Source organism: Bradyrhizobium sp. dw_78, from assembly GCF_018449525.1.
GTDB lineage: Bacteria > Pseudomonadota > Alphaproteobacteria > Rhizobiales > Xanthobacteraceae > Bradyrhizobium.
Window position 1 is genome coordinate 50241 of record NZ_JAAVUS010000015.1, and the last position, 25624, is coordinate 75864.

Consider the following 25624-nt stretch of genomic DNA (forward strand, 5'->3'; position numbering starts at 1 on the left):
TCACAGGAATGGGGGGTGAAAATCAGGCTTCGACGGCTTGAACGGCCGAAGATTTTGTCAGGCCCGCGTTGCTGCGCGCAAGCTGACGAATGTCGGCCAGGCCGAGAAGATAGGAAACCACCGATTCGCCCCCGCGGTTTTCGTTGGCTCGATCGGGATGCAGCCCGTCGCGGCAGCTTCCGGTGTGTAAATCAACCAGTGCAACAGACAGGTCATTGCTGCCGAGAAACCAGGCGAACACGTTGGTTGCGATGGCCTTCCATTCCGGATCGCTCTCCGCGCGCCAGGCCACAAGGCAGGCGGCAATCGTCGCCGTGGCTTCCAGAGGTTGCTGATCGAAGCCGCGCGGATGTTGCCGCTGTTCGCCGAAGCCAGCCGTGCCGACCGGCCGGAAATGACCCGCCGGGGTCATTTGTTGTGTCATTAGCCAACGCAGGGATCTCAACCCGGCCTCGACATAGGCTGGCGTTTGCGTTGCCATACCGGTCAGTATCAAGGCCTGCGGCAGGCGTGCGTTATCGTAGGCAAGTCCTGCCTCGAACCAGATCCAATCCTTTGTCTCGACCGACGCCAGACACGACATCATCCTGTCGGCGAGAAAATGCCGGACTTCCTGGGCGTGGAGATCATCTGGCGCCGCGGCACAATAGGAATTCAAACCGAGCAGCGTAAATGCCCATGCCCGTGGGGAGCGGAAGGATTCCGCTGTCGACAACGCTTCGACAAACAAGGCCGCGGCCCACCGGCGGCGTGACGGCCCTGCGTCCCTGCCCGCGCATTCGCCCAAGGCCCACAATGTCCGCCCATGACTATCTTCGGAACCGCTGTCTTCAAGCCAGGCTCGATTGAAGCCCATGAAGTTGCGAAATCGCCGGGTATCGGGATTCCACGCATGCTGTACGAAAGCGGCAAAACGGGCGGTCAGAACTTCCGACAAACGTTGTTCGCCCGGATTGTTGAGGGCGCATGCCAACAGCAGCGCACGGGCGTTGTCATCGACACAATATCCGTGCGACCGATCCGGCACCGAATGCACGGCGTGCTGGAACAGTCCGGTGTCGTCGCACATCGACAGGAAATGACCGATCTTCATGTCAGGCGTAGCGGGTTTCTCAGGTTCCGACAAAGTCTTATCGGAACGGGCGATGATCTTGAGCCAGTAGCCCTGCCTCGCGCTCGCGAAGGCGGTCAAGTAACGTTCGGCGGTACGCGCCCATGTCATGGAGCGGCTGGTTTCGTAGGCGCGCACGCACATCGCCTGCCGGCGAGGATCATCGGTAAGCAATTCCGCGATTTTATCGGCGATCGCCACCGCGTCGCCGAAAGGAACCAGAACGCCGCGCCCGTCAGCCAGCAGCTCGCGCGCGTGCCAGTACGGCGTCGAGACGACCGGCTTTCCCAGCCCAAAGCTGTAGGCCAAGGTGCCCGACGTCATCTGCGCTTCGTTAAGATAGGGCGTGACGTAGACATCGCACATCGAAATGAATTCGAGCAACGTAGCCTGATCGACGAACTGATCGAGGAACACGACATGATCCTCGACGCCAAGTTCACGCACCCGCGTCAACAGGCTCTCTCGATAGGCTTCGCCCTGGTCTCGAACCAGATTTGGATGCGTTGCACCGAGCACGACATATACCGCATCCGCGCGTCGCTTCAGCACCGACGGCATGGCGTCGATCATAACTTCGATACCCTTGTTGGGGGACAGCAAGCCGAACGTTAAAATGACCGAGCGCCCACTGAACCCGAGCCTGGCCTTCGCCGCGTCCGGCGCAATAAACGGAAAGTCGGGAATGCCGTGAGCGATGACCTCGATTTTGTCGTCCGGCACCTGATAGACGCTGCGTAGCAGTTCACGGCCCTTGTTGGCCATCACGACGACCTTCGAGGACGCCCCGACGACGCGCTTCACGACCGCACGCTGGACCGCAGTGGGCTCGGCCAACACTGTGTGCAGTGTCGTAATCACCGGCATGGTAAGGCGCGACAATAGCTCAAGAATGTGGGCACCGGCCTCGCCGCCGAAAATTCCGAATTCGTGCTGCAGGCAAACCGCGTCGAACCGGCCGGCATTCAGGAAGTCCGCCGCACGCACATAGTCCTCGATCGTATCGTCCTCGATCTGCAATGCAACCGAACGGGGGTAATCATAGGCCTGACCATGGTCGGTCATGGCCACGATGCAGGTCTCCAGGTTCGGGCGAGAAGTCGATATCGCTTGTTGCAGGTCGGTCGTAAAGGTTGCGATGCCGCAGCGGCGGGGCAATGAATTACCAATAATGGCTATGCGGCGGAGCGGCGTCATGCGTCCGCCTCGATGGGGCCCGTCTGCGGGACGGTCAGATCGACCGGCGCGATAAAATGGGACGATTGCTTACCGAGGTTCTGCAACAAGGACTCCGCTGGATTAGGTCCCGGATAGGCGATCAGACCACTGAAACCATTGGTACCAACCTCAATGCTGGTACGATCGCCGCCGACGAACATCGCGTGCCCAACAGAGACGGCGATCAACCCAATCGCGGCCTGGCCATCCAGCCCGAGAATCCAAGTCTCCGGGTTGGCAAGCAGCACCCAGCTTGAACCCTCGGGAAGATCAATCCGTTCCAGAATGAAATGCTGATTGGCGACGAGAACCGTTCGAGCGCTGCTGAGCCGGAGTGGATTGCACGGGCCTGGAGCCGGCCCGGCATCGGCGACGGCTACAGCGCTGTCTTCGTGCAAATCGCGCTGCCTTCCATAGTCGAACAGACGGAATGTGACGTCGCTGCGCTGCTGAATTTCGGCAAGCACAATGCCGGCGCCGATGGCATGGATTGTACCGGCGGGGACGAAGATGACATCGCCTTTTGCAACTGGACGCCATTGAACCAGATCGGCAATCGAACCGTCCCTGATCGAGGCATGGAGTTCCTGCGGCGTGAGATGCCGCTTCAATCCAACAGCAACCCGTGCGGCCAGCGCTGCAGAAAGAATGTACCACGCTTCGGTCTTGCCGGATGGCAGACCCATCTCACGCGCGAATACGTCGTTGGGATGAACCTGGATCGATAAGGGCTCGCTGGTAAATAACAGCTTGAGCAGCAACGCCGGGACTGGCGCATGTCTATCGGAGCGATCAAACCATAACTCCCCGATGGCGTCTCCGGAGCCGTCAAGGTCGCTCCAGGGGTGCAGATCGATAAGCCCCCAAGGCTTTCGCACGACCTGCACGGAGACATATTCGATAGCCATAGGTTGTCCTGTCCCGTAACGCGCATATCGATGCGATATGCCGTTGGTCGATCCCGTCCGTAAATTTTGGCATGGCTAAGCTTAGAGATTCGGGATCTGCGCCATCGAGGCGATCCGAATGCACTGTTTCATCAGATGGATACTCCGGCGCGCAATAGCAATTGGCCTGCGGTAATAAAAGGCCAGAGCGCTGACATGGCCGAAACTACGATAAACTGTCGGCAGTAAATCGAGCATGCCTGCGATCGCTCTCGCAATCGGAGGTTTGCACCCCGATTTTGGTGCATTTGTAACCCACCGCGTCCATATCTCTGATTGTTGTTAGCTAATCGGGGTCACATGGACTATGAGATGTTAACTCTGCGCCCATACCCGTTCTTTGCTAAGGCGTAGGCCATTTCCTTTGTTCACTTTCGAAAGCACCTTTAATGATGATCCTGGATCATGCGGCTATCCCAGCGGTCGTTCTCGTCGTCGAAGATGAAGCGCTGCTGCGGATGTGTGCGGTCGATATGGTGGAAGACGCCGGCTACACGTCGGTTGAGGCCGTGGATGCCGACCAAGCCATCGCAATCCTCGAATCCAGGTCTGACATCGCGTTGATGTTCACTGACATTCAGATGGCCGGCAGCATGAATGGCCTGAAACTCGCCCACGCGGTGCATGAGCGTTGGCCGCCGATCAAGATCATCCTGGTGTCCGGGCAGCTGAAACTGGCAAACACCGATATTCCCGCAGGCAGCCGGTATTTCGGGAAACCACTCGATGCCAAAGTCATGATTGCCCAGATGCAGAACATGATCGATCAAGCCTGATGCCGCATTATCGGGCCGCAGCGGCGATATATCACCCAATCGTGCTGCAATTGCGTTGCAATAATTAGTCCAGGGTCGCTCTGAGACGGTATAGTCATTGATGTTTCAAACCAACGATAGGCTGGATCTGGGCCGTTCGAGCAACGCATCGTCCGCCGGGATTTGGCAGCGGAGAACATCAGCCTTCGGCTGCTGCTGGAGCAAGCCGAAAATGATGCTCAGGGATTGCTGGCTCAGGCCGGTATTGAGGCCAAGCAGCACGAGGCGGCTGATAAGATTCAAAGACTGATCCTGGAAGAGCTTCATCATCGCATCAAGAATACCTTGGCGATGGTCGGCGCGATTGTTTCCCAAAGTTTGCGGAACGTGCCGGGAGCCGAACATGCGCAGTACGCCATCGAAGGCCGTCTGCTGGCGCTGGGACAGGCTCATGACCTTCTTTTGCAGGCAAGATGGACCGGCGCGGATCTCGGAAAGGTCGTTCGCGGCGCCACCGAGGCCTTCGATAATCCCGACATGCCCAAATTTACGATGGCCGGACCCGATGTACGGTTGACGTCAGCGGCCGTCACCGCGATTGCAATGATCTTCAACGAACTTTGCACCAACACCACGAAATTCGGCGCGTTGTCGGTGCCTGCGGGCCGCGTCGAGATCGCCCGGACGCTCGATCCCAAGACGCAGCGTCTGCACCTGACATGGATCGAGCGGAACGGCCCCTCGGTTCGGGCTCCGACAAAGCGCAGCTTCGGGACGCGGCTGATCGAAACGCTTGGCGAGCAACTCAAGGGCGATGTGCATTTGACATATGAGCCCAGCGGCTTCGTGTACGCATTCGACATGCCCCTACCGCCTTTAACGTGAAGCGGCGCCTTTCGAGAACTTAAGCGCAAAGAGAAAAGCCCCGAGCAGGGAGCGCTCGGGGCCTTCGTTCATCGGAGCCAAATGGGCGACATAGGGCGTCCGGCAACGCTTGGACAAGCCAGCCAATCAGTAATGGCTCCCGTCCCTTGTTACCTGACAGATCGCGACGCCTCTCCAAACGAAATGAGCCGGCGTCCCACCTCGTCCCACAGAGCCCTTCGTACACACTGCAGACTTTCGATCAGAGTGATCCGTCCAACAACAGCGAGCTCCGGATAATCCAGCAACACATCCGGCAACCGATAACAAGGAATTCGGCTGCACAGATGATGGACGTGATGGATCCCGATATTAGCTGTGAACCAGCGCAAAACGCCCGGCAAGTGATAGTAGGAACTGCCATGCAGCGCAGCTTCGTGAAAACTCCAGGCGTCGTCACGGGACCAGGAGGTGTTTTCGAATTGGTGTTGAACATAAAACAGCCAGACACCGATAGATGCCGCCAGAACCGTGATCGGCAGGTGAACAAGGAGAAGCGCCTCAAACCCGACCAGCCGGATCATCGCGACGACCAAAATCGCGATGGCCGCGTTCGTGCCCATTGTACTTAGCCACGGCTCCCATCCGCTGCGCATCATCCCGATCGGCAAGCGATGCCGCAAGATGAACAAATAGGTGGGACCTACACCAAACATCACGATCGGGTGCCGGTACAGGCGGTAAAGGAACTGATGCCATCGAGGCCGCGCGAGAAACTCGCGCACGGTCAACGTGTCAATATCGCCGATGCCCCGGTGATCGAGGTTACCTGAACTGGCATGATGACGTGCATGGCTGCGTCGCCAGAAGTCGTACGGAGTCAGGGTCACGACGCTAATGGCACGGCCGACCCAATCATTAGCGAGACGGCCGTGGAAAAACGACCCGTGGCCGCAATCGTGTTGGATCATGAAGAGGCGAACGAGAAAGCCCGCCGCAGGTATCACCAGCAGCAGACCAATCCAATAGCCGTGGTCAAGAGCCGCCGCCATCAGGGCCCAGATAACGAGGAAGGGCGCCGCCGTGATCACCAGCTCGAATACGCTCCGCGCGCTGTTCGGCTCGCGATAACGGGCGAGCAGCTGCGCCAACGCGCGGGTTTCTGGTGGGTTATGAACCATTTTCTGGACCGGTTTCCTATGCCCCTTCAGCGAGCCGCCACTCGCAATGGACTCCCGCGCCCCAAGGATTTCGTGAGCTGCGCCTCAAGTCGCCTGGAAAGCAGGTGCTGGTCCCTCACCTTTCAGAGCGATCTTCTGTGCCGAATTGTTGCTCGTCGGCAGAAGCTCATTTGCATTGGCCGGCGCCGTCGCATTTCCGCCAGCCAAAGCCAACGCCACGACGGGGTTCATGCTGTCGACCATCGAGGTGGGGATCAGGATCGTGGCACCACGTTCCTTGGTCGTCTCGTAGATGATATTCATGGCACGCAATTGCAGGGCAGCCGGTTGTCCCGCATAGATCGTGGCCGCCTCGACGAACTTGCCGGCGATCGCGGCCTCGGCCGATCCAAGGATGACGCGTGCCTGTTTCTCGCGTTCGGCCTGGGCTTGCCGTGACATGGCATCCTGCAATGCGACCGGGATCGCGACGTCGCGTATCTCGACGGACTTCACCGAGATGCCCCAGTCCGCCGTCTTGCGTCCGATTTCGCCGCGCAACAGGTCGTCTGCGGCGGTCCGTTCCGACAAAAGCGCTGACAACATCGACGAACCGATCATCTCCCGAAGCGACGTCTGGGCGACCCGATCGATGGCTTCGCGATAGTTTGTAATATTCAAAGCCGCCTTCTGCGCATCATGGACGAACCAGAAAATGATGGCGTCCACGTTCACCGGAACCGTATCCTTTGTCAGGGCCTCCTCGGCACTGAAAGCAGTGGTCTGAATACGCTCGTCAATGACGGCCACGACGTTGTCGATCACTGGAATGATCAAGAAAAGTCCGGGCCCTTTCACGCCACGCAATTTGCCGGCGCGCAGAATAACGAATTTCTGCCAGGCGTTCGCCATCTTCAGGGCGGAAGCGATGATAATCGCGACGACCACGAAAGCGACGCCCACGACAAGATAACCCGTCGCACCAAGGGCCGCGCCGACGACAAGGCAAGCGATCGTTAGAAATACGGTGATCGGATTCATTGTTATTGCGGCTTCCAACTCTCGAGGCCGTCCCAAGCGCCACGTTAATCCCTGTTTTGGCATTTTACTGAGCAATATTGCTCAGCCTCGGGACGGAAGCCCGCTGTTTTCCATTGCAGCCATGAAACGATTCAGGCGTTTCTTGCGGCGTGATGGGCGATTGAAACGAAGGTGCCTTGGGGACCGCTCGCGGTCACCACCAGCGCATTCAGTTGGCCGGCGAGAGCGGCGATGATACCGGTGCCGAGCCCGCCTTCGGCATTACCCGCGCGCTGCTGTTTGCCCTTCCCGTTATCGGATACCGACAGCGTCCATTCCGTTTCGACGGAATCGTAGGTCACGACAATGCGCCCGCCCTTCGCTGCATTGCCGAATGCGTGCTTGAGCGAGTTGATGACAAGCTCGGTGACGATCAGTCCGAGATTCTCGGCCTTCCGACGGTCCGCGTTGCCCCCATTGCCAAGGACTTCAATCAAGATGGCCTGGTCATCGCCGATCATCGAACAGGAGATGGCCTCGCATAGATTCACCAAATAGGGGATCAATTCGACGGCCCCGCCCACGGTCGACACATGGAGGTACTTTTGCACGGCTGCGATCGACATGATCCTGTTATGCGCGTCCTCCAAAGCTCGCCTCGCTTCGGCCAAAGTGACCTTTCTGGCTTTCATGGAAATGATGCTTGCAATGATTTGCAGGCTGTTGGCCACGCGATGGTAGATTTCGTCGAGCAGAATGTCTTTCTGCCGGATCAACTCAGCGTTCTCGTGTTCCAGAAGACGCTTGCTTGTGACATCTTCAATGCTAAGAAAGATGTTCGCGGGGGACTCGCCCTTGTAAAATACTTCCCGCGCATTCAGCAGCATCGTTCGTCGCCCGAGCAGCCGAAAGTCATATTCGACTTCGTAATTCTCCATAGCTCCTTGCTCGGGTATGATTTGGCCCAGCAGCAAACGAAGCTGGGGGATGTCCCACTCCCCGCCTCCCAACTCATAAAGCGGCCTACCGAGGATATCGCCGATATCGAGCCTGAATGTCGTACAGAAGGCGCGGCTCGCGGCGATCAGCCTCAGATCCCGGTCGAGAACCAGCAGAGGTTCGCGAATGGTGTCGACAATTCCCTGGGCGACCGCTCTGGCGGCATCGTCCTCAACGAAGTCGGCCGGTTGCCAGGGTTTGTCCTTGGTGGTCGCCGCCAGAGCTGCCCGAATTTGCGGAATCATGTTCCATCTCCATGTTTTCCAACAGCGCCTACCAGCGCCTCCGCCATGCGCCGCCCCAGATTCCTCCCCATCGGCTTCTTCGGTGGACAAGCCTGATAATCAGAAGAAGCAATATCGCGCCGATCGCGGCATCAACGATCGCCGAAACAATGCCCGAGCCTAGATGGATTCCGAGCTGTGGAAGTATCCAGCTCGCAATGAAGGCGCCCGCGACTCCCACGATGAGATCGCCAAACAGGCCCAGACCTGTGCCTTCGACAATTTGGCCGGCGAGCCAGCCAGCCGCGATGCCGACAGCCAATATGACGACCAGACTATCGCCCGATATGTTCATTTTTGCGCCCTCACAATTGGACAATTCAGGCGGTAGCGCCATCGTAACAACGATAAACCTTGAGGCAGGATGGATACTGTGCAAAATTGCTCAGGTGCCGCTGGTTTATGCGACGTGCCGCTCACTAATAGGTGTTGACCACTTTGCGGAAAATCTGTGCAATTTTGTTCAGCGTGAACGATAATAACAGATAGGCTGCTGGGTGGATGCTCAGGCCTCGTGCGGCAAGTCCGATTGGCTTGACTGCCAGCAACGCAGATTCGTCCCGAAGATTTCACTTTGACCATCGGGACAACGCGGACAACCGCTTTGTTCAGTAGCTATTTCTGTTCATATCGGAATCTGAAGGCATTCCGCCGCCAGTGAATGTCGCCCTTCGCTGACAAAGAGCTGGACACGGGCCGTACGGTTTTGGGGATATGATACCTCGATTGAATATTCCTTTTTTGTCACCGTCGATGCTCTCAAGAGGGTGGAACCGCATCTCCGGTCTGACGAAGAAGGCTTTCTCTGTGCATTCGATGAGAATCGCGATCTGATTTGCCAGACGGCCGCAGCGGTGCATTCGCTGGATCGAAAGGGCCGCTACGAATTGGTGGGTGCGGATTTCAGCTAGATTCGTTCCGGACCTACCCGCCTCCATCACGACGGGCCGCCTGCCCAAAACGGGGTAGTTGATCTGTCAATCCAGCCCGGCAAGCTCATCGCGTGAAGGATTTCATGTGCATTTTCCGCGGGGCGAACATCAACACATAAGGCTATGCCAGCCGTCCGTTATGGCTATGCTGGTGGCAGATAGATCTGCACTTTCGCCCGAACGGAAGGCGCCAAGCATATGCTGAGCTGAAACACCAACCAGGCACCATCAACTTCATGCCAAAAGCCGCAAAGGGCTCGTTTGATCCAAAAGACTTTCTCGCCAAGGTTGGCGAGGGAAAAGTCATATTGAAATTTGACAAGAACCAAGTCGTTTTTTCGCAAGGCGATATCGCAGATACGGTTTTCTATATTCAAAAGGGAAAGATCAAGGTTTTCGTTGTCTCCGAACAGGGCAAGGAAGCCGTGGTCGGAATCATGGAGCCCGGACAATTCTTTGGCGAAGGATGCCTCAACGGCCATCCCGTGCGGATCTCTACAACCGTGGCTATGGAAGAGTGCCTGATTACCTCCATCGCCAAGAAGGCGATGCTGGCGACGATTCAAAGCGAGCCGAAGTTTGCAGAGCTGTTCATGGCGTATCTCCTGAGTCGGAACAGCCGCATCGAGGAGGATTTGATCGACCAGTTATTTAACTCAAGTGAGAGGCGGCTCGCGCGCCTCCTCCTGCTCCTGGCTAATTTCGGAAAGGAAGGCGCCCCGCAGCCGATTGCGGCACATATCAGCCAGGAAACGCTGGCGGAGATGATCGGTACAACGCGCTCCCGCGTCAGCTTTTTCATGAACAAATTTCGCAAGCTCGGCTTCATCACCTATAACGGGACGATCGAGGTTCATAGTTCGCTCTTGAACGCGGTCTTGTACGATAAGCCCGAAATAAAGCGGGACGAGTGAAGCTGCCGACGCCAAGCTGGTATCCAGCAGCAGATATTGTCCATCAGTCCGGTTTCATCGATCTTGCGTTTGCCAATTTATCCAAGAAGAAATACGCAAAACAGCACGGGCTGCGATACGCTGCGGCAATTGATGTCGAAATTATAGTTGCCGTTCCAGGCAACAAGCCCATCACAAGCGATAGCCACGGAACTTTTGTGCGGCGGACTCGTTGATGGTTATCACCGCGCCGTCCTTAGCTTCTACCGGTGACTGAGAGTGTTGTGCTCCCGCCTGATCAGGGACCGACACCGTGGCCATCTCACCGCATAATCCACCATTGAATGCGTCGTTTAACCCCAAGGCTTTTCTGGGTCAGGCTGGCCCTGGGAAAGTGCTCATAAAATGCAAGAAAAAAGAGGACATTTTCATTCAAGGGGATGTTGCGGAAACCATTTTCTATATTCAAAAAGGAAAAGTCAAAGTCACCGTGCTGTCCGAGCAGGGTAAGGAAGCGGTCGTTGGCATTTTGGCGCAAGGGCAGTTTTTTGGCGAAGGATGTCTTGATGGGGCAAAGCTACGCACCTCGACGACTCGTGCGATGGAGGAATGTCTTCTCACATCGATCACGAAAGCCATGATGATTGCCACACTCGAGACAGAGCCGAAGTTTTCCGCGTACTTCATGGCCTACCTCCTGTCCCGCAATAGCCGGATTGAAGACGATTTGATCGATCAGCTATTCAATTCGAGCGAAAGACGGCTCGCCCGGCTTCTCCTGCTTCTTGCGGATTTCGGCAAAGAGGGAGGCGCTCAACCTATCCCGGTCACCATCAGTCAGGAAATACTGGCGGACATGATCGGTACGACCCGGTCTCGCGTGAGCTTCTTTATGAACAAGTTTCGAAAGAAGGGCTTCATAAGCTACAACGGAAAAATAGAAGTTCACCGTTCGTTGCTGGACGCGGTCCTGCGTGACAAACCTCAAATCAAAGAAGACGAGTAACGAACGGAATCGTTCTTTGCGCGCGTAGCAAGCTGATGCAGCACCGGGCCGCCCGGATCGATGCAATGGTCGATGTCGAGAAAGTATTCCGATCAATCGCCCGGCAGAGTGGAAAACAAGACGCGCCGGCAGCAATGGCGCAACTCACGTCGCGGCCATGCTCATCCTCATAGCGGCCATCTGGCCGTCGCCGCAGAGGCTGTGCCGAAAGTGCTGCGGCAGGACAGCGCGCGATTGCTGCGGGAACGAACAGCGGCTCACCGCAGCAACGGCCGTCATATCGGATGATGAACGCCGCCTCACCAGGATTATTCGGCCGTCCAACCTCCGTCGACCATCAATGACGACCCCGTCATCAACGCCGATGCATCGCTTGCCAGGAAGACGATCGCGCCCATCAGATCCTCGATCGTCCCCAGTCGGCCGAGTTTTATTTTGGACAAGACCTCGGATCGGAAGTCCGGATTATCGAAGAACGGTTTCGTCATCGGCGTTTCGATGAAGGTCGGACAGAGCGTGTTGACGCGTATTCCGGAAGGCGCGAGTTCGATAGCCATCGCCCGCGTAAAGCCTTCCATCGCCCATTTGCTGGCGCAGTACAGCGACCTGCGTGCGCCGCCGACATGTCCCATCTGGGAGGACATGTTGATGATCGAGCCCGGCCGCTCCTCCGCCAGCAAGCGCCGGACCACAGCCTGCGTCAGGAAGTAGGCGGCGCGCACGTTCAGGTTCATGATGACGTCGAAGTCCTCATCGAGGACATCCGTCATCGGCTTCGGCCGGTTGGTTCCGGCGTTGTTGACCAGAATCTCGTAGGGCTCTCGCGCGCCGATCTGCCTTCTCATATCCGCAAGATCGGTGACGTCGAGCTGAAGCGTATCGACGGAATGCCCTTCCAGCCGGAGGGCCTCCGCAGCTTCCGCCAGTTCGCCCGCAGTCCTGGCGCAAAGGGTTACGTGTGCGCCCGCGGCGGCCAACGCGCCCGCGGCGCCGAGGCCGATACCGCGACCGGCCCCAGTCACGAGCGCTCTGCGCCCGTCGATTCGAAACGAAGGCGTCCTGAAGGGAATTGTCATCGATACCCCTGTTGCACCTGCCGGCTCGCGAGCCTGGTGAGCGTTGACGAAGACGATCTAGGTTCGGGCGGAGCTGCTCGCTGCCAACTCGACCTTGGAAGGCCGGGATTCGATTTCGCTTTCGATGGCTTCGATCGAGCGCCCCTTGGTCTCTATCCCGAAGATGATGAATGCGAGGCAGGCCAGCCCATACCAGGCGGCGAAGTAGAAAAACGCATTCTCAAACGAGACACCCGATGCGGCAGGTCCCGACGAGGTCGATGTGCCCACGATCAGTGCCAGTCCCATCGGACCGATGATCTTGCCGATGCCGCCGAAACCATAGGAGGCGCCCATGCCCGTTGCGCGAAGACGCATCGGCCAGACCTCGGCGGAATACGGCCCTACGATGGCAAATCCCCCTTCGCCGAAGAAGTAAGCCAGCATCAGCACCGCCAGGAACGCGACAAAGGATGCGGCGAGAGCTCCTCCGAACAGGGCGGCTACGACGAGCATCACGGTCGCTCCGACGGTGCAGAGAATGCCAGCCCGCCGTCGCCCGATCACTTCCGACAACAGTGAAAATGCTATTCGTCCCAGCAAGGCCGCCGCGGTCACAAAGATCATGTAGAAGGCCGCCTGGGTCGGCGGCACGCCCAGGAGCTGCACAAGCAGCGTGGGCGACCACAGCGTCAGGCCGTAATATCCCGTCTGCATCCCGAGATTCGAAATCCACGAAAGCGCGACGCTCTTGGGATAGTGGAACAGCTCGCTGAACTTCGGTTGACGTGCCTTGACATCCTCCGTCACAGCCGGAAGGCTCGCAGCATCGACCTGAAGCGCCCACGCGATCGATTTGCGTGCGTCGTCGGCGCGACCGTTATGGAGAAGCCAACGCGGCGACTCCGGAATCCACGCGCGAGCGGCAAGCGTGATCAAGCTCAGGCCGACGCACACCGCCATCAGTCCACGCCATCCGATCGATGGCGCCAGGAACGCGACCATGACCGAGCCGAGCAGGAATCCGATCGGCACCGCCGCCGTGACCAGGCCGCTGATCGAGCCGCGTTTCGATGTCGGCACGAACTCCTGGATCAGCGGCAGATCGACGCAATAGAGGCCGCCGGCGCCGAATCCGATCAAAAATCTGAAGAACGAAAGATAGATCCAGCCATAGGTGACGCTTTCCGGCGTGAAGATCAGCGCCCCGGTGCTGGCCGAGAACAATGCGATGGTCGAGATGAAGACCTTGCGTCGCCCTATCCTGTCGGCGAGCCAGCCGAAGAACGTGGCGCCGAGCATCGATCCGACGCCGGACGCCAGCAATATCACCGAAGACGTTCCGAAGGTGAGATGCCAGGGCTTGGCCAGGAAGGTGAGGACGAAACCGATCAGGAAATAATCGAGGAACTCGAGGATCAGGCCGAATGATCCGGCAAAAATGAGCTTCTTCTGATTGAGACTGAGGTGACGTTGACGGTCCAGGGCTGCGAACATGGGGTTTCCTCCGCTGTACAAGACAGCGCTCGCGCGATTGATCGCGCTGATTATTGGGGGCAATGGCCGGAGCGGACGATCCGCTCCGGTTTATCTGTTGACGGTGGCGACGGCCCTATTCGGCCGCGGCCCCGTAGGGAATGTTGCGGCCACCGTAGCGTCGCACCCGGATGTTGGCCTGCTCGGCATGCCCTACGAAACCTTCAAGCATGCAGAGTCGCGAGCAATACTCGCCGATCAGCGCGGAAGCCGCGTCCGTGGTCACACGCTGGTAGGTGACCGTCTTCAGGAATTTTCCGACCCAAAGACCGCCGGTGTACCGGGCCGCCTTGAGCGTCGGCAGCGTGTGATTGGTACCGATCACCTTGTCGCCGAACGCGACATTGGTGCGCGGCCCGAGGAACAGCGCGCCGTAGTTGGTCATATTTTTCAGAAAGTAGTCGGGATCGCGGGTCATGACCTGGACATGCTCCGATGCGATCCGGTCCGCTTCCTTGACCATCTCCTGTTCGCTTTCGCAGACGATCACTTCGCCGTATTCGTCCCACGCCTTGGCGGCGACTTCGCCGGTGGGAAGAATGGCGAGAATCCGCTGTATCTCGGACATCGTGTCGCGCGCCAGCTTCCTCGAATTAGTGAGCAGGATGGCGGGCGAATTCGGGCCGTGCTCCGCCTGCCCCAATAGATCGGTCGCGCACATCTCGCCGTCGACAGTCTCGTCGGCGATCACCAGGGTTTCGGTAGGTCCGGCGAACAGGTCGATCCCGACCCTCCCGAACAGCTGCCGCTTGGCTTCGGCGACGAATGCGTTACCGGGACCGACCAGCATGTCGACCGCCCCGATCGACTTGGTTCCGATCGCCATCGCTCCGATGGCCTGGACTCCGCCAAGACAGTAGATCTCGTCGGCGCCGGCGAGATGCTGCGCAGCGACGATGGCGGGCGCGGGCTTGCCGTGATAGGGCGGCGCGCAGGTCACGATACGGTCGACGCCGGCAACCTTCGCGGTGATGACCGACATGTGGGCCGAAGCGAGCAACGGATATTTCCCGCCCGGAACATAGCACCCCACCGAATTCACCGGGATGTGCTTGTGTCCCAGCGTCACGCCGGGGAGCGTTTCCACCTCGATGTCCAGCATGGAATTGCGCTGATGTTGAGCGAAATTGCGCACCTGCTCCTGCGCGAAGCGGATGTCCTCGATATCCCGCGAGGATAGCTGGCCGACGCAGTCCTTGATTTCGGACGAGGTCAGCCGGTAATCCTCACGGTCCCAGCCGTCGAACTTCACCGATAATTCGCGCACCGCGACATCACCGCGCAGTTCGATATCGCTCAAGATTCCCTCGACCGTAGCCCGGACCTTTGCCTGGTCCTCGGCACGCAACGCCGCGTCGCGCCCTCGCTTGAGATACTCGACCATACTGCTTCTCCCGCTTCTACTTGATTGCCTGAGGGTTGATCGGCGATCCGGCGCCTCCGGGCAAATGAAGCGGAGGCGCGGTGAAGAAGAATTCGTAGACGCCGTCCTCGGCGCAGTCCTGCGCCAATTCCTTCAGGTAGAAAATCTCCCCCATCGAGATCCCGAGAGCGGGAATGACGACCCAGTGCCATGGCTGATTGGCCTCGTTCGTTTCGTTGGGGCGCACTTCACACCCCCATGTGTCCGAACAGATGGCCGCGACGTCCTTCTCGCGAAGCCAATAGCAGGTCTCGAAAGCAAAGCCCGGTGCATCGCCGCCCGCGTATCCGTTCCAATCCTTTTTGGCGAGACAGCGCTCCTGGTGGCCGGTGCGCACAATTACGAAATCACCCTTGCGGACCTGCACCTTCTGCGCGGCAGCGCAGGCATTCAGATCGTCGATTGTAATGCCGTATCCATCGTCGAGCGAATCCACTCCCTTAAACCGGGCCACGTCAAGGAGAACGCCGCGTCCCACCATCTTGTCTCGGACCTGCTCGATGCCCAGCTTCCTCGCGCCGCGCGCGTCGACCAGCGACGCGTCGAAGCCATTGTACATCTTGTCGTCCAGGAAGATGTGGCAGAGTGCGTCCCATTGGGTCGACGCCTGGCAGGGCATATTGATCGCGTCATCGGCATAGCGCAGGTACGGTGCCGGCTCGTCCTGATTGCCGGACTTCGCGTCCGTGCCCGTCGCAAGCATCGTATGAATCGGATTCCAGCGGCCGCCGAAGAGACCAGATTGAATCGGCTCCTTCAGAGACAGCCCGAGCGCGAACACCCGCCCCTTCCGAATCAACCGCCCGGCACCGACGATGTCTTCCGGCGTCACGTTGTTCAAGGTACCGATCTGGTCGTCGGAACCCCATCGTCCCCAGTTCGAGAGTTTCTTTGCGGCTTCATAAATAGCGGCGCGGTCAACCTTCATGAGCTTCTTCCCTAACGTCCGTTGTTTATCGATTGATAACTTACATAGCTAGAAGCACATCATCAAGCTGAAATGTAGTGATGCACTGCACAATTTCACTTTCTGTGTCGTTATCGATTGATCAATTAAAAAGAAGAATGGCGGCCGGGGCCTCCGGCTGCATGCCGAGCCGTCCGACCGGGGATTGCCTGTGGATCTAGCCGGTCTAAGACGTTCGATCATACGAGACCGGCATCCGCTGCCGGAGAGCGGCCGGCCTCCATCGCACGGTTTGTCCTTGCGTCGGCCTGTGTGATAAAGGCCATATCTTTTCGGACTCGTGCGCCGCCTGCTCCGCGCAGACCATTCCAGCTAAGGATGCCGTTTAATGCGACGGACGTTGAAGGAATCGAAGAAGGCGCCGGAAAGAAGGCGCAATCCTTTGTCCGGCGGGAAAAGCAGCGGTGCCAAGCCGAGCGCTCGGTCCGCTTCGCAGAAGACCAAGCGTCTTCCCTTTGAACAACGTCGCAAGCTTATTGTAAGGAAAGCGGCCGAGTTCTTTGCGGAATCGGGCTTCGCGGCCACGACGCGCGAACTCGCCGACCATCTGGGAACGACCCAGCCGCTACTCTACAAGTACTTCAAAACCAAAAAGGACCTGGTAGACGAGGTGTATAAGAGCGTCTTCCTCGACGTATGGGATGATTCCTGGGACGACCTGCTGATCGATCGTTCGCGCCCTGTGGAAGAGCGGCTTGTCGAGTTCTACGCGCGCTATACCGATGTCATCATGAACCGCGGCTGGATGCGGATATATCTTTTCGCAGGCTTGAGGGACGTCGGAATCACGAGTTCATACATCAGGCTGCTGGAAGAGCGGATCATACGGAGGATCGCAGTCGAGATTTGTACGTTCTGCGGCATCGAGCTCACGACCGACAACGAATCCCATTACATCGAGATCGCCTGGAGCCTTCAAGGCAGCATCTTCTACTACGGCGTTCGCAAGTACGCTTACGGGCTGTCGCCGCGAACGGACAAGGATTTCGTCATCCGCAACATTGTCGGCATCTACGTGAAGGCATGGCCTCACGAGATGGTGGTGACGAGCCCTCCCCGCTCCGTCCAGCTTCTTTAGCTCCAGAATTGTTGCAGGCTGGTGCCTGTTTCAGGACGTGATGGGAGTTGGAGCTCTCTATCTTCCTCCAATTGGGCCGAGGGGGCGACCGGGCGATGTTCGCCGCGCTCCAAAATCTTCATCTCTGCTGAGCCACGGCTCGCTCACAAATCGAGCGTCATCTCCAGCCGCGCGCGTGATACACACGGCATGATGCGATCCTGCCGCTTCGACAAGGGCAGCACCTTGTCGCGATGGATGACCGAGCCCGATCGATAGCCGCATTCGCAGGAGCCGCAAACGCCGGCCTCACAGGAGGCCCGAATCTCGAAGCCATTTGTACGCAGCACATCGAGCAGCGACCGATCGGCCGGCACATGGAGGATCTGCCCGGTGGACGCGATATGCACATCGAACGGCTCCGGCTTAAAATTCTCGTCGGCCGTAGCCTGGAACGCTTCGACATGAACTTGCGAGGCTGGCCACTCGGCCTGCGTCAGCGCGGCTTCGACCGCCGCCGACAACGACTGCGGGCCGCAGGCATAGACATGCGTTCCATCGCGAGGCGATCCGAGCAGCCGCGGATCAAAGCGGCGCTGGTCCGCCGATGACCAAACCGAGAGGCGAGATCCGCAGATATCGCGCAACTCCGGCAGCAACGGAGCCCGGTCTTCCGACGGAACGCAGAAGTGAACCTCGAAATCCGCCTGTGCGGCTTTCAGGCTGCGCGCCATCGCGACAACGGGGGTAACGCCGATGCCCCCGGCGACAAGAACATGGCGGTATGCGGTGGCCGCCAATTCGAAATTGTTGCGCGGCGCAGACACATGCAGGATCGCCTCACTGGCGGCGCTCTCATGAACCCAGCGCGAGCCGCCACGCCCCTCCGCCTCGCGCTTGATCGCCACTTCATATCGACTGCAATCGGCGGGATCGCCGCAGAGCGAATATTGGCGAATGCGCCCGTCAGGTAGCCGCAGGTCGACATGCGCGCCGGCGGTCCATCGCGGAAGTGTGGGGCGCAGCGGATGCACCAATGTCAGGTGAAGCACGTCTGACGTCACGTGGCGGACCTCAGCCACGCGAAGCTTCATGATAATCCGAGCCGTCATTCGCCCCCGACCATTTCGATGACGTCGCCCGGCCGAATGGTTCCCCCCTTCTCGATCCCGCAGTTCAGCCCGGACCGGTTATAGAGAGGCAGAAACACCGGTGAGCCGAGCAATTCCTCCAAATAGCGGCAGGGAAAGTTGAGACGCCCGCCACGCAAGACCACATCGCCGATACGGAAACGGCGTCCGACGAGGTGGTTCAAGGGAACGCCGATGACAGTCAGATTGCGGCGATGGTCTTCCGGCGCCAAGCTAATGGGCCCGGACTGCAACGGCGGATCGTTGCGGGCTAGCGCATCGAGCGCTTCTTGTTCGATCAGGGTCACCTCGCGCACATCAGGCTTCGGCGAGTAGGTGCCGGTGCCGAGATAGTAGCGGTCGCCGACGATGCCGCGGCCCGCGACGCATTCGGCTTCCGTTAATTCTTCCATTTCGTAGCTTGCGGCGGGCGCAATATGGATATGCAGCAACCTTCCTTGCCAGCCATTGGCACCACCGGGCGTCTTTACGGCGACAGCCCCCGCAGGATGGTCGAATGCATCGACCATCCGAGGCACCGTCGTGGATGGTGGGTGGTAGTTCATGACGCGTCTTTCTCAACCCCTCAACGCGATGGCCTCGATTTCGACCAACGCATCCTTGGGAAGACGTGCCACTTCGATGGTTGAGCGCGCCGGCGGCGTATCCTTGAAATACTCCGCGTAGATGCCGTTCATCACGGCGAAGTCGTTCATGTTTTTGAGGAACACGGTTGTCTTCACCACGGTCGTGAACGACGCTCCGCCTTCCTCAAGCACCGCGGCGAGATTCGCGAGCGACTGACGCGTCTGCGCTTCGATGCCGTCCGGAAGATTCCCCGTCGCAGGGTCGATCGGGAGTTGTCCGGACGCGAAAACATGCGCGTCGGTCCTGATCGCTTGCGAATAGGGACCCGCCGCAGGAGCAGCCTTGGAGGTCTTTACAACTGTCTTTTCCATCATCGTTCCTCAGTTAATTAATGGGATATGCGTCGTCTCGGAGGTGATACGAAATGCTCTGGTCGGCTCCCTGAATTGTTCCGTTCTTCTTCGGACGCATGCGCACGTAGATCTGCAGCGCGATCAGCAGCACGGACAGCGCGATAAACACTGCACTGATCGGCCGCTCGACGAACACGCTGAGGTCACCGCGCGAGACCGTCATGGCACGGCGGAAATTTTCCTCGAAGCGCGGGCCCAGAACGAAGCCCAGCAGGATTGGCGCCGGGTGGAAGCCGAGCCGCAGCAGGACATAGCCCAGCAAGCCGATGACAGCCGTCTCGCCGACCTGGAATATGTCGTTGTTGGCGGCGTAGACGCCGATGCATACGAAGAATATCGCGCTGGGATAGAGGTACTTGTAGGGGATCGCGAGCAGCTTCACCCAAATTCCGATCAGCGGCACGTTGAGGATGACCAGCATAACGTTGCCGATCCAGAAGCTCGCGACCAGGCCCCAGAATATATCCGGATGCTCGTTGATGAGTTGCGGGCCCGGCACGATGCCCTGGATCATCAGCGCACCCAGCAAGAGCGCCATCACCGCATCGCCGGGAATGCCAAGGCTCATCGTCGGAATGAAATCGCCCTGCACCGAGGCATGCGTTGCAGCTTCCGGACAGACCACGCCTTCGATCATGCCGGTGCCAAACTTCTCAGGCGTCTTGGATATCTTCTTCTCGGTCGCATAAGCGACGAAGGACGCAATTGTCGGACCGGTGCCGGGAATCAGCGAGCACAGGCTTCCGATCAGCGTGCCGCGGAACATCGGCGCAATGGTGCGTCGCATCTCTTCCTTGGACGGCCGCATGTCCTTCAGCGTGACCTTGGCATATCCGGCATTGACGGCCGAGACCTGGTTGACGCTGTTCATGAACTCGCCGATGCCGAACAGGCCGAGCGCAAGCGCGATCAACTCGATGCCGTCGTCGAGATGTGTCATCCCGAAGGTGAAACGCTCGGAGCCTGTCTCGATATCGGTGCCGACGATACCCAGCATGAGGCCAAGCAGGGTCATCGCCACGCCCTTGAGCGGCGAGCCCCGCGCCAGCGTGGCTCCGGCAAGCAATCCGAGAAGCATCAGCGAACAGATTTCGGTCGGGCCGAATTGCAACGCTGCCTTCACCAGCACGGGTGCCAGGAAGATCATCTCGATGATACCCCAGGACGCACCGATGAAGGAGGCGAACACGGTGGCGCCAAGTGCCGCGCCGCCGCGGCCGGACTTGGTCATCGGAAAGCCGTCGAGACAGGTCACAGCGTGAGGCGGATGACACGGCAGGTTCAACAGGATCGAACAGATCGCCCCGCCATATTGCGCGCCATACATCACACCGGCGAGCATCAGAATGGCCCCGACCGGTTTGATGCCGTACGTCAACGGCAGAATGATCGAGATGGTGGCGAGCGGCCCCATGCCCGGCAGCACGCCCACCATGTTGCCGACCAGAACGCCGACGAGGCACCAGACGATGTTCTGCGGTTCGAGCGCGACGCCGAAACCGTACCAGAGATCGGCGAATGCGGTTCCGATCACAGCCCCCTCCACACGAAGACCGGCATCGGGATCTGCAAGGCGTAAGAGAAAAGGCCGACACCGAAGACAGTGATGGCCGTCGAGAGAATAAGGGTGCTTTTCAGCGTCGCCTCGCGAGCCCCCATCGCTGCAACGAACACGCAGGCGAAGGTGCCGGGAATCATGCCGAAATAGGTGCCAAACAGCATGAACGCGAACGGTGACGCGAGAATGCAAGCCCAGGCCCACCATTCGCGATGCTCAGGCAAGATGTCCTCATCCTCGCCCTCTGGCGAACGCAGGGCGGGTGCGGCGATCGCGATGCCGAGCCCCGCGAGGATGACGCCGAGAATCGTGGGCAGGAAGCCCGGCCCCATATGCGTCAAGGTTCCGAAACCGTAGCCCGGTCCCTTCAAAGCCATTATCAGGCCGAAGAGGATCATCAATCCACCGGCATAAAAATCGCGCTTGCGGACGAGATTACGCGCAAGCATGGCGAAAGTGTTGTGTCTATGAGTGACGCTCAGGGCCTTATCTCCGCTTGCTCAAGCTCAACCCGCCTCACGCATGAAGGCGGCGCCTGGCCTGCAACAACTCACGAAGCGCATTTCTTGAATCGCCGGGTACGTCACGTCTTCACATTGACCACGACACGGCCCCGTATCTGTCCCTCCAGGAGCTGACGGGCCGCAGTCACGACATCGCCTATCCCGATCTCGCTGACCGAGGCCTCCAGACCGGCCGGCTCGATCAGTTCGGCAAGCCGCTTCCACGCCGTGATGCGCTGCGGCTTCGGACGAGTGACACTGTTAATGCCAAGCAAGGCCACGCCTCGCAGGATGAATGGCGCAACCGATGCCGGAAGATCGAGGCCTTGAGCCATGCCACATGCCGCCACGGCGCCATCGGCCTTCAGGCCGGCGCAGACATTTGCCAATGTATGACTGCCAACCGAGTCGATGGCAGCAGCCCATCGCTCTTTTTGAAGTGGACGCCCGGGCTCCGACAACGTGGCGCGATCGATCACGTCCTTGGCGCCGAGACTTTCAAGATAGGGCCGTTCGTGCAGACGACCGGTCGCGGCCACCACCCGATAGCCCAGCCTGCTGAGAAGCATGATGGCGATGCCACCGACGCCCCCGCTGGCCCCCGTCACCAGCACATCGCCATCAGCCGGGGTGATGCCGTATTTTTCCAGCGCCATCACCGACAGCATCGCCGTGTAGCCGGCGGTGCCGATCATCATTGCCTGCCGCGTGGAGATGTCGTCAGGCAGCCGCACCAACCACTCGCCGCGCACGCGAGCCTTATTTGCCAATCCACCCCAATGCTGCTCGCCGACGCCCCATCCATTGAGAACGACGCGGTCGCCCGGCGAAAACTCCGGATGATCGCTCGCGCTGACGATACCGGCCAGATCGATGCCGGGCACCATCGGGAATTTGCGCACGACCGGACCGCGGCCGGTGATGGCGAGACCATCCTTATAATTCAGTGTGCTGTATTCAACGTCGACTGTGACGTCGCCCTCCGGCAGCCTGTCCCGGGGCAATGTGACGAGTTCGGCACGATAGCCCGGCTCGTCGTTCGAAATCAGAATCGCCTTCAACATCTCACTCGCCCACGCTTCACCTTCGGACACCGCGCATGATCAACGCGGAAGCCCGTTCACAAAACCCGCGATGAACGTGGCGAGCGGATCGCCGCTGCGCATCAGCCGGGCGCGCATCACTGCACCCTCCCAACCGATCCAGAAATATTCGGCAAGTTCCTCGCAGTCGACTTGCCGCCCGATTTCACCTGCCGCAACTGCCAGCTCCAGACAGCTCGCGACCCGCGTCTGCCAGCCTTGCAAGATACCGTTGAGCTGCACGCGATAGCCGTCCGGCAACGCCTCGACTTCCTGTCCCAGGTTGCCGACCAGACAACCGCGAGCGTAGCGATATTTCGCCATACCGGCCTTGGCATCCTCGACAAAATCGTGGAGCCGCTGCAGCGGCGCGCGCGCCTCGTTCGTCAATGCGCGATCGAGTTTGCGGCAGAAAAAGGCATCGTAAGCCTTCAAGACCTCGGCGCCGAATACCGCCTTGCTGGCGAAGTAATAATAGAAGGATCCCTTCGGCACGGTCGCGCGCTTCAACACCGCGTCGAGCCCCGTGGCAGTAAAGCCCTGCTCGGTGAGAATTTCCATTCCGCACCGGATCAGAACAGCTTTCGTTGCGACGTATCCGATCTCGTGCGAGGCACGATCGGCCGCGGCGCGTGACTGCGCTTTCTTGCTCATGTTTCCCTTCTAGACCGATCGTCTATAAAAACAAAGCTCATTGATCAGGCAAGAACTGACGCCGACGCGAAGCGGAAATGCCTATCGACTAACTCACAAGTACGCAAAATATGCAGATATTGCCGATATAATTCGCATATTGGAGCGAGAATATCATTGCATCGCTTGGGGTGCCTATGGGCGCACCGGGCCCGCTCAACATTCGATCACAGCGCATCCATGTTTCCCCGTTGACACAAGGTGTCATTGATTCCGATAGTCGGTCGCGCCGGTCAATTCAGTGAGGATTTAAATGCGATCACGACTTCTCATCGCGCTGTACATGGTCACGTCCCTGCTCGGCCTTGCTCCGGCACACGTCGTGGCGGCCGACAGCTATCCGTCCATGCCGATCAAGCTTTACGTCGGCTTCCCGCCGGGCGGTCCCACGGATATCATCGGCCGCGTGATCGGCCGAGAGCTGTCGAAACAGCTCGGACAGCCCGTGGTCATCGTCAACAACGGCGGCGCTGCCGGCATCATCGCGGCCACCACGGTGTCGAGAGCCGAACCTGACGGCTATTCCCTGCTCGTCAGCGTCGAATCCTCGCAAACGCGAGCCCAGGCGCTCTATGGGAAGCTGGCCTATGATCAGGAGAAGAGCTTCACCTTCCTGAGGAAGGTCGCCAAGCAGCACAGCCTGATCGTCGTGAACCCGCAGCTCCCGGTCCACAGCGTGGCTGAACTGATCGCCTACCTCAAGGCACATCCGGGCGAAGTGAACGTGGGCGAAACCTTCGGAACGTCGTCCCACATTGGCGGAACCCTCTTCGATATGGCCAACGACACCAAAGTGACATTCGTCAGCTATCCGGGCGGCGCGCAGCCCATCACCGACACGGTCGCAGGCACCGTTCAGCTTGGCTTCTTCACCGAAGCAACCGTTGCGCCGCTGGTGAAGGCGGGATCATTACGCGCGCTCGCTATTGCTGCGCCAGAGCGTTCCAAGGCGTTCCCCGATCTTCCGACCGCGACCGAAGCCGGGTCGAAGCCGTTTGATGCATCGCCGTGGTTCGGCGTCGTCGGCCCCGCAAACATGCCGCCGGACATCGTGAAAAAGCTCGGCGAGGCCCTCGATCGCATGACGGCGAGCAACGAATTCCAGACCGAGCTGGAAATACTCGGAGCCGTACCGATTCAGGGCACGACATCCGAGAGTTTCGCGCAAGATGTGGGACACGAAATCGTCGTCTGGAACCAATGGGCCAAGGACGTCAAAGCTCCGACCCTGCACTGACCGCACATGGATTTCTATCGCCAATACGACAGCCTGCTTTCCAGCGACGAGCTGTCCTTCGTCGAGAAAGCCCGTGCGTTCTGCACGGGCGCCTTTTCCGACCATCTGCTTCAAGCGCACATCGAGGGGATCCCGTTCGCGCGGGAATGGATCTCCCGATGGGCGGCCCTCGGCATGTTCGGGCTGCAAGCGCAGCGCGATCACGGCGGTCTGGGGGCGTCCTTTCTCTGCAAAGTTCGGGTCGCCCAAGAGATGGCGCAGCACGGCTTTGCCGCCGCCTTCTGCCTCAACCACCATCAGGGCAGCGTCACCCGGCTGTCTCAAACGGGAACACCGGCGCAGGCTCAGCGCCTGCTGCCAGACGCCCTGCGCGGGGAACGCCTCTACACGATCGCGATGACCGAACCCGGCGGTGGAAGCGATGCGGCCGGCATGTCGACCATCGCAACCAGGGTGCCGGATGGCTGGCGGCTCAACGGTAGCAAAAGCTGGCTGACCGACGGCCTGATCGTCGATGGGCTCATCCTGCTTGCCCGCGCAGCGAATGATACCGCCGATGACGGTGTCGCAAGCTTCTATGTCACGCTGGACGACGCGGCTACGTTCTCGCGCCGGGAAATCATGGTGCCGGGGGCGCGATCGTTTCGGCTGGCCGAGATTACGTTCAAGGACCATTTCATCCCCGACTGGGCGATGATCGCGGCGCCGGGACAGGCCCTGAAAGCCTCGATGGCGACCATCAACGCCGCACGGGTTCATGTCGCGGCAATGTGCGTCGCGACGCTGCGGGCTTCCTTAGCCGAAGCGGTGGCCTACTGCCAGGAGCGTCATACCTTCGGCAAATCACTGTTGCAGCATCAGGGACTGCGCTGGGAGCTGGCGAACGTCGCCACGCGCCTGGAGGCCGCTAATGCCCTGGTGTATCGGGCCGCCGAGCTGATTCAGCGCGGCGAGACGCCCGTGACCCTCGCCGCACAGTGCAAGGCGTTCGCCGTGGAGACCGCGATCTGGGGCGTCGACCAATGCATCCGCGCCATCGGCGCGACGGGAGCCAGCAGCGCCCATCGCCTCAACATGCACCTCGCCGAGATGCGAATGGCGGCCTACGCGGACGGCACCAACGAGATGTTGTTCGATCGCATCGGAAAGGGACTGGCGGCCGACTACCCGCTTCAGTCCGCAGCTCATTGATA

26 protein-coding genes are annotated in these 25624 nt (G+C 59.3%); 9 read left to right on the forward strand and 17 right to left on the reverse strand.

Translation table 11 applies throughout. From position 1 onward, the window contains the following. Positions 1–22: 22 nt before the first annotated feature. Both HB630_RS27135 and HB630_RS27140 read right to left on the reverse strand, forming a co-directional pair. The gene (locus HB630_RS27135; RefSeq protein WP_213775794.1) at positions 23–2308 is read right to left on the reverse strand and encodes a glycosyltransferase family 4 protein; all 2286 of its coding nucleotides are present in this window, start codon (positions 2306–2308) and stop codon (positions 23–25) included. Then, entirely contained in the window at positions 2305–3237 is a 933-nt protein-coding gene (locus HB630_RS27140; protein ID WP_213775795.1) for a class I mannose-6-phosphate isomerase, read from the reverse strand. Before HB630_RS27140 ends, HB630_RS27135 begins: the two co-directional genes overlap by 4 nt. A gap of 428 nt (positions 3238–3665) precedes the next feature. On the opposite strand from HB630_RS27140, the gene HB630_RS27145 reads away from it, so the two are divergent. Next, positions 3666–4052, forward strand: coding sequence for a response regulator (locus tag HB630_RS27145; RefSeq protein ID WP_249781075.1), 387 nt, complete (start codon positions 3666–3668; stop codon positions 4050–4052). A 147-nt stretch (positions 4053–4199) separates the two neighbouring features. Then, positions 4200–4916: a sensor histidine kinase gene (locus tag HB630_RS27150; RefSeq protein ID WP_213775869.1), complete on the forward strand. Its 717-nt coding sequence runs from the start codon at positions 4200–4202 to the stop codon at positions 4914–4916. 149 nt (positions 4917–5065) lie between these two features. Here the strand turns inward: HB630_RS27150 and HB630_RS27155 are convergent, their stop codons facing one another. The 4 genes from HB630_RS27155 to HB630_RS27170 all read right to left on the reverse strand — a co-directional run bounded on the left by HB630_RS27155 (position 5066) and on the right by HB630_RS27170 (position 8653). Next, entirely contained in the window at positions 5066–6076 is a 1011-nt protein-coding gene (locus HB630_RS27155; protein WP_213775796.1) for a fatty acid desaturase, read from the reverse strand. An 84-nt stretch (positions 6077–6160) separates the two neighbouring features. Further along, on the reverse strand, positions 6161–7096 hold the full coding sequence (locus tag HB630_RS27160) for a slipin family protein (RefSeq protein WP_213775797.1): 936 nt from the start codon (positions 7094–7096) through the stop codon (positions 6161–6163). A 131-nt stretch (positions 7097–7227) separates the two neighbouring features. Next, entirely contained in the window at positions 7228–8319 is a 1092-nt protein-coding gene (locus HB630_RS27165) for a sensor histidine kinase (protein ID WP_213775798.1), read from the reverse strand. 28 nt (positions 8320–8347) lie between these two features. Continuing rightward, entirely contained in the window at positions 8348–8653 is a 306-nt protein-coding gene (locus tag HB630_RS27170) for a GlsB/YeaQ/YmgE family stress response membrane protein (RefSeq protein WP_213775799.1), read from the reverse strand. Between the two features lie 379 nt (positions 8654–9032). Here HB630_RS27170 and HB630_RS27175 point away from each other — a divergent pair, with 379 nt between their 5' ends. The 4 genes from HB630_RS27175 (at position 9033) to HB630_RS27190 (ending at position 11189) form a co-directional block, all read left to right on the forward strand. Further along, positions 9033–9269: a DUF1488 family protein gene (locus HB630_RS27175; RefSeq protein ID WP_213775871.1), complete on the forward strand. Its 237-nt coding sequence runs from the start codon at positions 9033–9035 to the stop codon at positions 9267–9269. Positions 9270–9526: 257 nt separating this feature from the next. After that, positions 9527–10204 carry a Crp/Fnr family transcriptional regulator gene (locus HB630_RS27180; protein ID WP_213775800.1) on the forward strand — a complete coding sequence of 226 codons (678 nt, stop codon included), beginning with the start codon at positions 9527–9529 and terminating at the stop codon, positions 10202–10204. Next, entirely contained in the window at positions 10201–10419 is a 219-nt protein-coding gene (locus HB630_RS27185) for a hypothetical protein (protein WP_213775801.1), read from the forward strand. The genes HB630_RS27180 and HB630_RS27185 overlap by 4 nt, the downstream gene beginning before the upstream one ends. Positions 10420–10496: 77 nt before the next feature. Beyond that, positions 10497–11189, forward strand: a complete 693-nt coding sequence (locus HB630_RS27190; RefSeq protein WP_346656143.1) for a Crp/Fnr family transcriptional regulator — start codon at positions 10497–10499, stop codon at positions 11187–11189. Between the two features lie 308 nt (positions 11190–11497). Here the strand turns inward: HB630_RS27190 and HB630_RS27195 are convergent, their stop codons facing one another. The 4 genes from HB630_RS27195 to HB630_RS27210 form a co-directional block, all read right to left on the reverse strand. Next, positions 11498–12265 carry an SDR family oxidoreductase gene (locus tag HB630_RS27195; protein WP_213775802.1) on the reverse strand — a complete coding sequence of 256 codons (768 nt, stop codon included), beginning with the start codon at positions 12263–12265 and terminating at the stop codon, positions 11498–11500. A 57-nt stretch (positions 12266–12322) separates the two neighbouring features. Next, a complete protein-coding gene (locus HB630_RS27200; protein ID WP_213775803.1) occupies positions 12323–13741 on the reverse strand; it encodes an MFS transporter in 1419 nt (472 codons plus the stop codon). Positions 13742–13856: 115 nt separating this feature from the next. Further along, positions 13857–15164 (reverse strand): histidinol dehydrogenase, encoded by a 1308-nt coding sequence (hisD, locus tag HB630_RS27205; protein WP_213775804.1) that lies wholly within the window; start codon positions 15162–15164, stop codon positions 13857–13859. A gap of 16 nt (positions 15165–15180) precedes the next feature. Continuing rightward, a complete protein-coding gene (locus tag HB630_RS27210; protein WP_213775805.1) occupies positions 15181–16131 on the reverse strand; it encodes a cyclase family protein in 951 nt (316 codons plus the stop codon). A 367-nt stretch (positions 16132–16498) separates the two neighbouring features. Between HB630_RS27210 and HB630_RS27215 the strand changes: the two genes are divergently transcribed. Beyond that, the gene (locus HB630_RS27215) at positions 16499–17248 is read left to right on the forward strand and encodes a TetR/AcrR family transcriptional regulator (RefSeq protein WP_213775806.1); all 750 of its coding nucleotides are present in this window, start codon (positions 16499–16501) and stop codon (positions 17246–17248) included. Positions 17249–17391: 143 nt separating this feature from the next. Here the strand turns inward: HB630_RS27215 and HB630_RS27220 are convergent, their stop codons facing one another. From HB630_RS27220 to HB630_RS27250, 7 genes are all read right to left on the reverse strand, one after another. Beyond that, positions 17392–18309, reverse strand: a complete 918-nt coding sequence (locus HB630_RS27220; RefSeq protein WP_346656144.1) for a PDR/VanB family oxidoreductase — start codon at positions 18307–18309, stop codon at positions 17392–17394. Positions 18310–18335: 26 nt separating this feature from the next. Then, positions 18336–18887, reverse strand: a complete 552-nt coding sequence (locus HB630_RS27225; protein WP_249781076.1) for an MOSC domain-containing protein — start codon at positions 18885–18887, stop codon at positions 18336–18338. Positions 18888–18935: 48 nt separating this feature from the next. After that, positions 18936–19316: a RidA family protein gene (locus HB630_RS27230; RefSeq protein WP_213775809.1), complete on the reverse strand. Its 381-nt coding sequence runs from the start codon at positions 19314–19316 to the stop codon at positions 18936–18938. Between the two features lie 13 nt (positions 19317–19329). Then, positions 19330–20892: a tripartite tricarboxylate transporter permease gene (locus HB630_RS27235; protein WP_213775810.1), complete on the reverse strand. Its 1563-nt coding sequence runs from the start codon at positions 20890–20892 to the stop codon at positions 19330–19332. After that, positions 20889–21314 carry a tripartite tricarboxylate transporter TctB family protein gene (locus HB630_RS27240; protein ID WP_213775811.1) on the reverse strand — a complete coding sequence of 142 codons (426 nt, stop codon included), beginning with the start codon at positions 21312–21314 and terminating at the stop codon, positions 20889–20891. Before HB630_RS27240 ends, HB630_RS27235 begins: the two co-directional genes overlap by 4 nt. A gap of 185 nt (positions 21315–21499) precedes the next feature. Then, positions 21500–22483, reverse strand: coding sequence for an MDR family oxidoreductase (locus HB630_RS27245; RefSeq protein ID WP_213775812.1), 984 nt, complete (start codon positions 22481–22483; stop codon positions 21500–21502). A 39-nt stretch (positions 22484–22522) separates the two neighbouring features. After that, entirely contained in the window at positions 22523–23062 is a 540-nt protein-coding gene (locus tag HB630_RS27250) for a TetR/AcrR family transcriptional regulator (RefSeq protein WP_249781077.1), read from the reverse strand. A gap of 385 nt (positions 23063–23447) precedes the next feature. On the opposite strand from HB630_RS27250, the gene HB630_RS27255 reads away from it, so the two are divergent. Together HB630_RS27255 and HB630_RS27260 are read left to right on the forward strand one after the other, a co-directional pair. After that, the gene (locus HB630_RS27255; protein WP_213775814.1) at positions 23448–24431 is read left to right on the forward strand and encodes a tripartite tricarboxylate transporter substrate binding protein; all 984 of its coding nucleotides are present in this window, start codon (positions 23448–23450) and stop codon (positions 24429–24431) included. A gap of 6 nt (positions 24432–24437) precedes the next feature. Then, positions 24438–25622, forward strand: a complete 1185-nt coding sequence (locus HB630_RS27260) for an acyl-CoA dehydrogenase family protein (protein ID WP_213775815.1) — start codon at positions 24438–24440, stop codon at positions 25620–25622. Positions 25623–25624: the final 2 nt, after the last annotated feature.

Excerpts from the sequence above, each read along its gene's own strand:
- HB630_RS27135 (WP_213775794.1), bottom strand. The coding sequence starts at position 2,308 with ATGACGCCGCTCCGCCGCATAGCCATTATTGGTAATTCATTGCCCCGC.
- HB630_RS27140 (WP_213775795.1), bottom strand. The coding sequence starts at position 3,237 with ATGGCTATCGAATATGTCTCCGTGCAGGTCGTGCGAAAGCCTTGGGGG.
- HB630_RS27145 (WP_249781075.1), top strand. The coding sequence starts at position 3,666 with ATGATGATCCTGGATCATGCGGCTATCCCAGCGGTCGTTCTCGTCGTC.
- HB630_RS27155 (WP_213775796.1), bottom strand. The coding sequence starts at position 6,076 with ATGGTTCATAACCCACCAGAAACCCGCGCGTTGGCGCAGCTGCTCGCC.
- HB630_RS27160 (WP_213775797.1), bottom strand. The coding sequence starts at position 7,096 with ATGAATCCGATCACCGTATTTCTAACGATCGCTTGCCTTGTCGTCGGC.
- HB630_RS27165 (WP_213775798.1), bottom strand. The coding sequence starts at position 8,319 with ATGATTCCGCAAATTCGGGCAGCTCTGGCGGCGACCACCAAGGACAAA.
- HB630_RS27170 (WP_213775799.1), bottom strand. The coding sequence starts at position 8,653 with ATGAACATATCGGGCGATAGTCTGGTCGTCATATTGGCTGTCGGCATC.
- HB630_RS27180 (WP_213775800.1), top strand. The coding sequence starts at position 9,527 with ATGCCAAAAGCCGCAAAGGGCTCGTTTGATCCAAAAGACTTTCTCGCC.
- HB630_RS27195 (WP_213775802.1), bottom strand. The coding sequence starts at position 12,265 with ATGACAATTCCCTTCAGGACGCCTTCGTTTCGAATCGACGGGCGCAGA.
- HB630_RS27200 (WP_213775803.1), bottom strand. The coding sequence starts at position 13,741 with ATGTTCGCAGCCCTGGACCGTCAACGTCACCTCAGTCTCAATCAGAAG.
- hisD (WP_213775804.1), bottom strand. The coding sequence starts at position 15,164 with ATGGTCGAGTATCTCAAGCGAGGGCGCGACGCGGCGTTGCGTGCCGAG.
- HB630_RS27210 (WP_213775805.1), bottom strand. The coding sequence starts at position 16,131 with ATGAAGGTTGACCGCGCCGCTATTTATGAAGCCGCAAAGAAACTCTCG.
- HB630_RS27215 (WP_213775806.1), top strand. The coding sequence starts at position 16,499 with ATGCGACGGACGTTGAAGGAATCGAAGAAGGCGCCGGAAAGAAGGCGC.
- HB630_RS27225 (WP_249781076.1), bottom strand. The coding sequence starts at position 18,887 with ATGGTCGATGCATTCGACCATCCTGCGGGGGCTGTCGCCGTAAAGACG.
- HB630_RS27230 (WP_213775809.1), bottom strand. The coding sequence starts at position 19,316 with ATGGAAAAGACAGTTGTAAAGACCTCCAAGGCTGCTCCTGCGGCGGGT.
- HB630_RS27240 (WP_213775811.1), bottom strand. The coding sequence starts at position 21,314 with ATGATCCTCTTCGGCCTGATAATGGCTTTGAAGGGACCGGGCTACGGT.
- HB630_RS27245 (WP_213775812.1), bottom strand. The coding sequence starts at position 22,483 with ATGTTGAAGGCGATTCTGATTTCGAACGACGAGCCGGGCTATCGTGCC.
- HB630_RS27250 (WP_249781077.1), bottom strand. The coding sequence starts at position 23,062 with ATGGAAATTCTCACCGAGCAGGGCTTTACTGCCACGGGGCTCGACGCG.
- HB630_RS27255 (WP_213775814.1), top strand. The coding sequence starts at position 23,448 with ATGCGATCACGACTTCTCATCGCGCTGTACATGGTCACGTCCCTGCTC.
- HB630_RS27260 (WP_213775815.1), top strand. The coding sequence starts at position 24,438 with ATGGATTTCTATCGCCAATACGACAGCCTGCTTTCCAGCGACGAGCTG.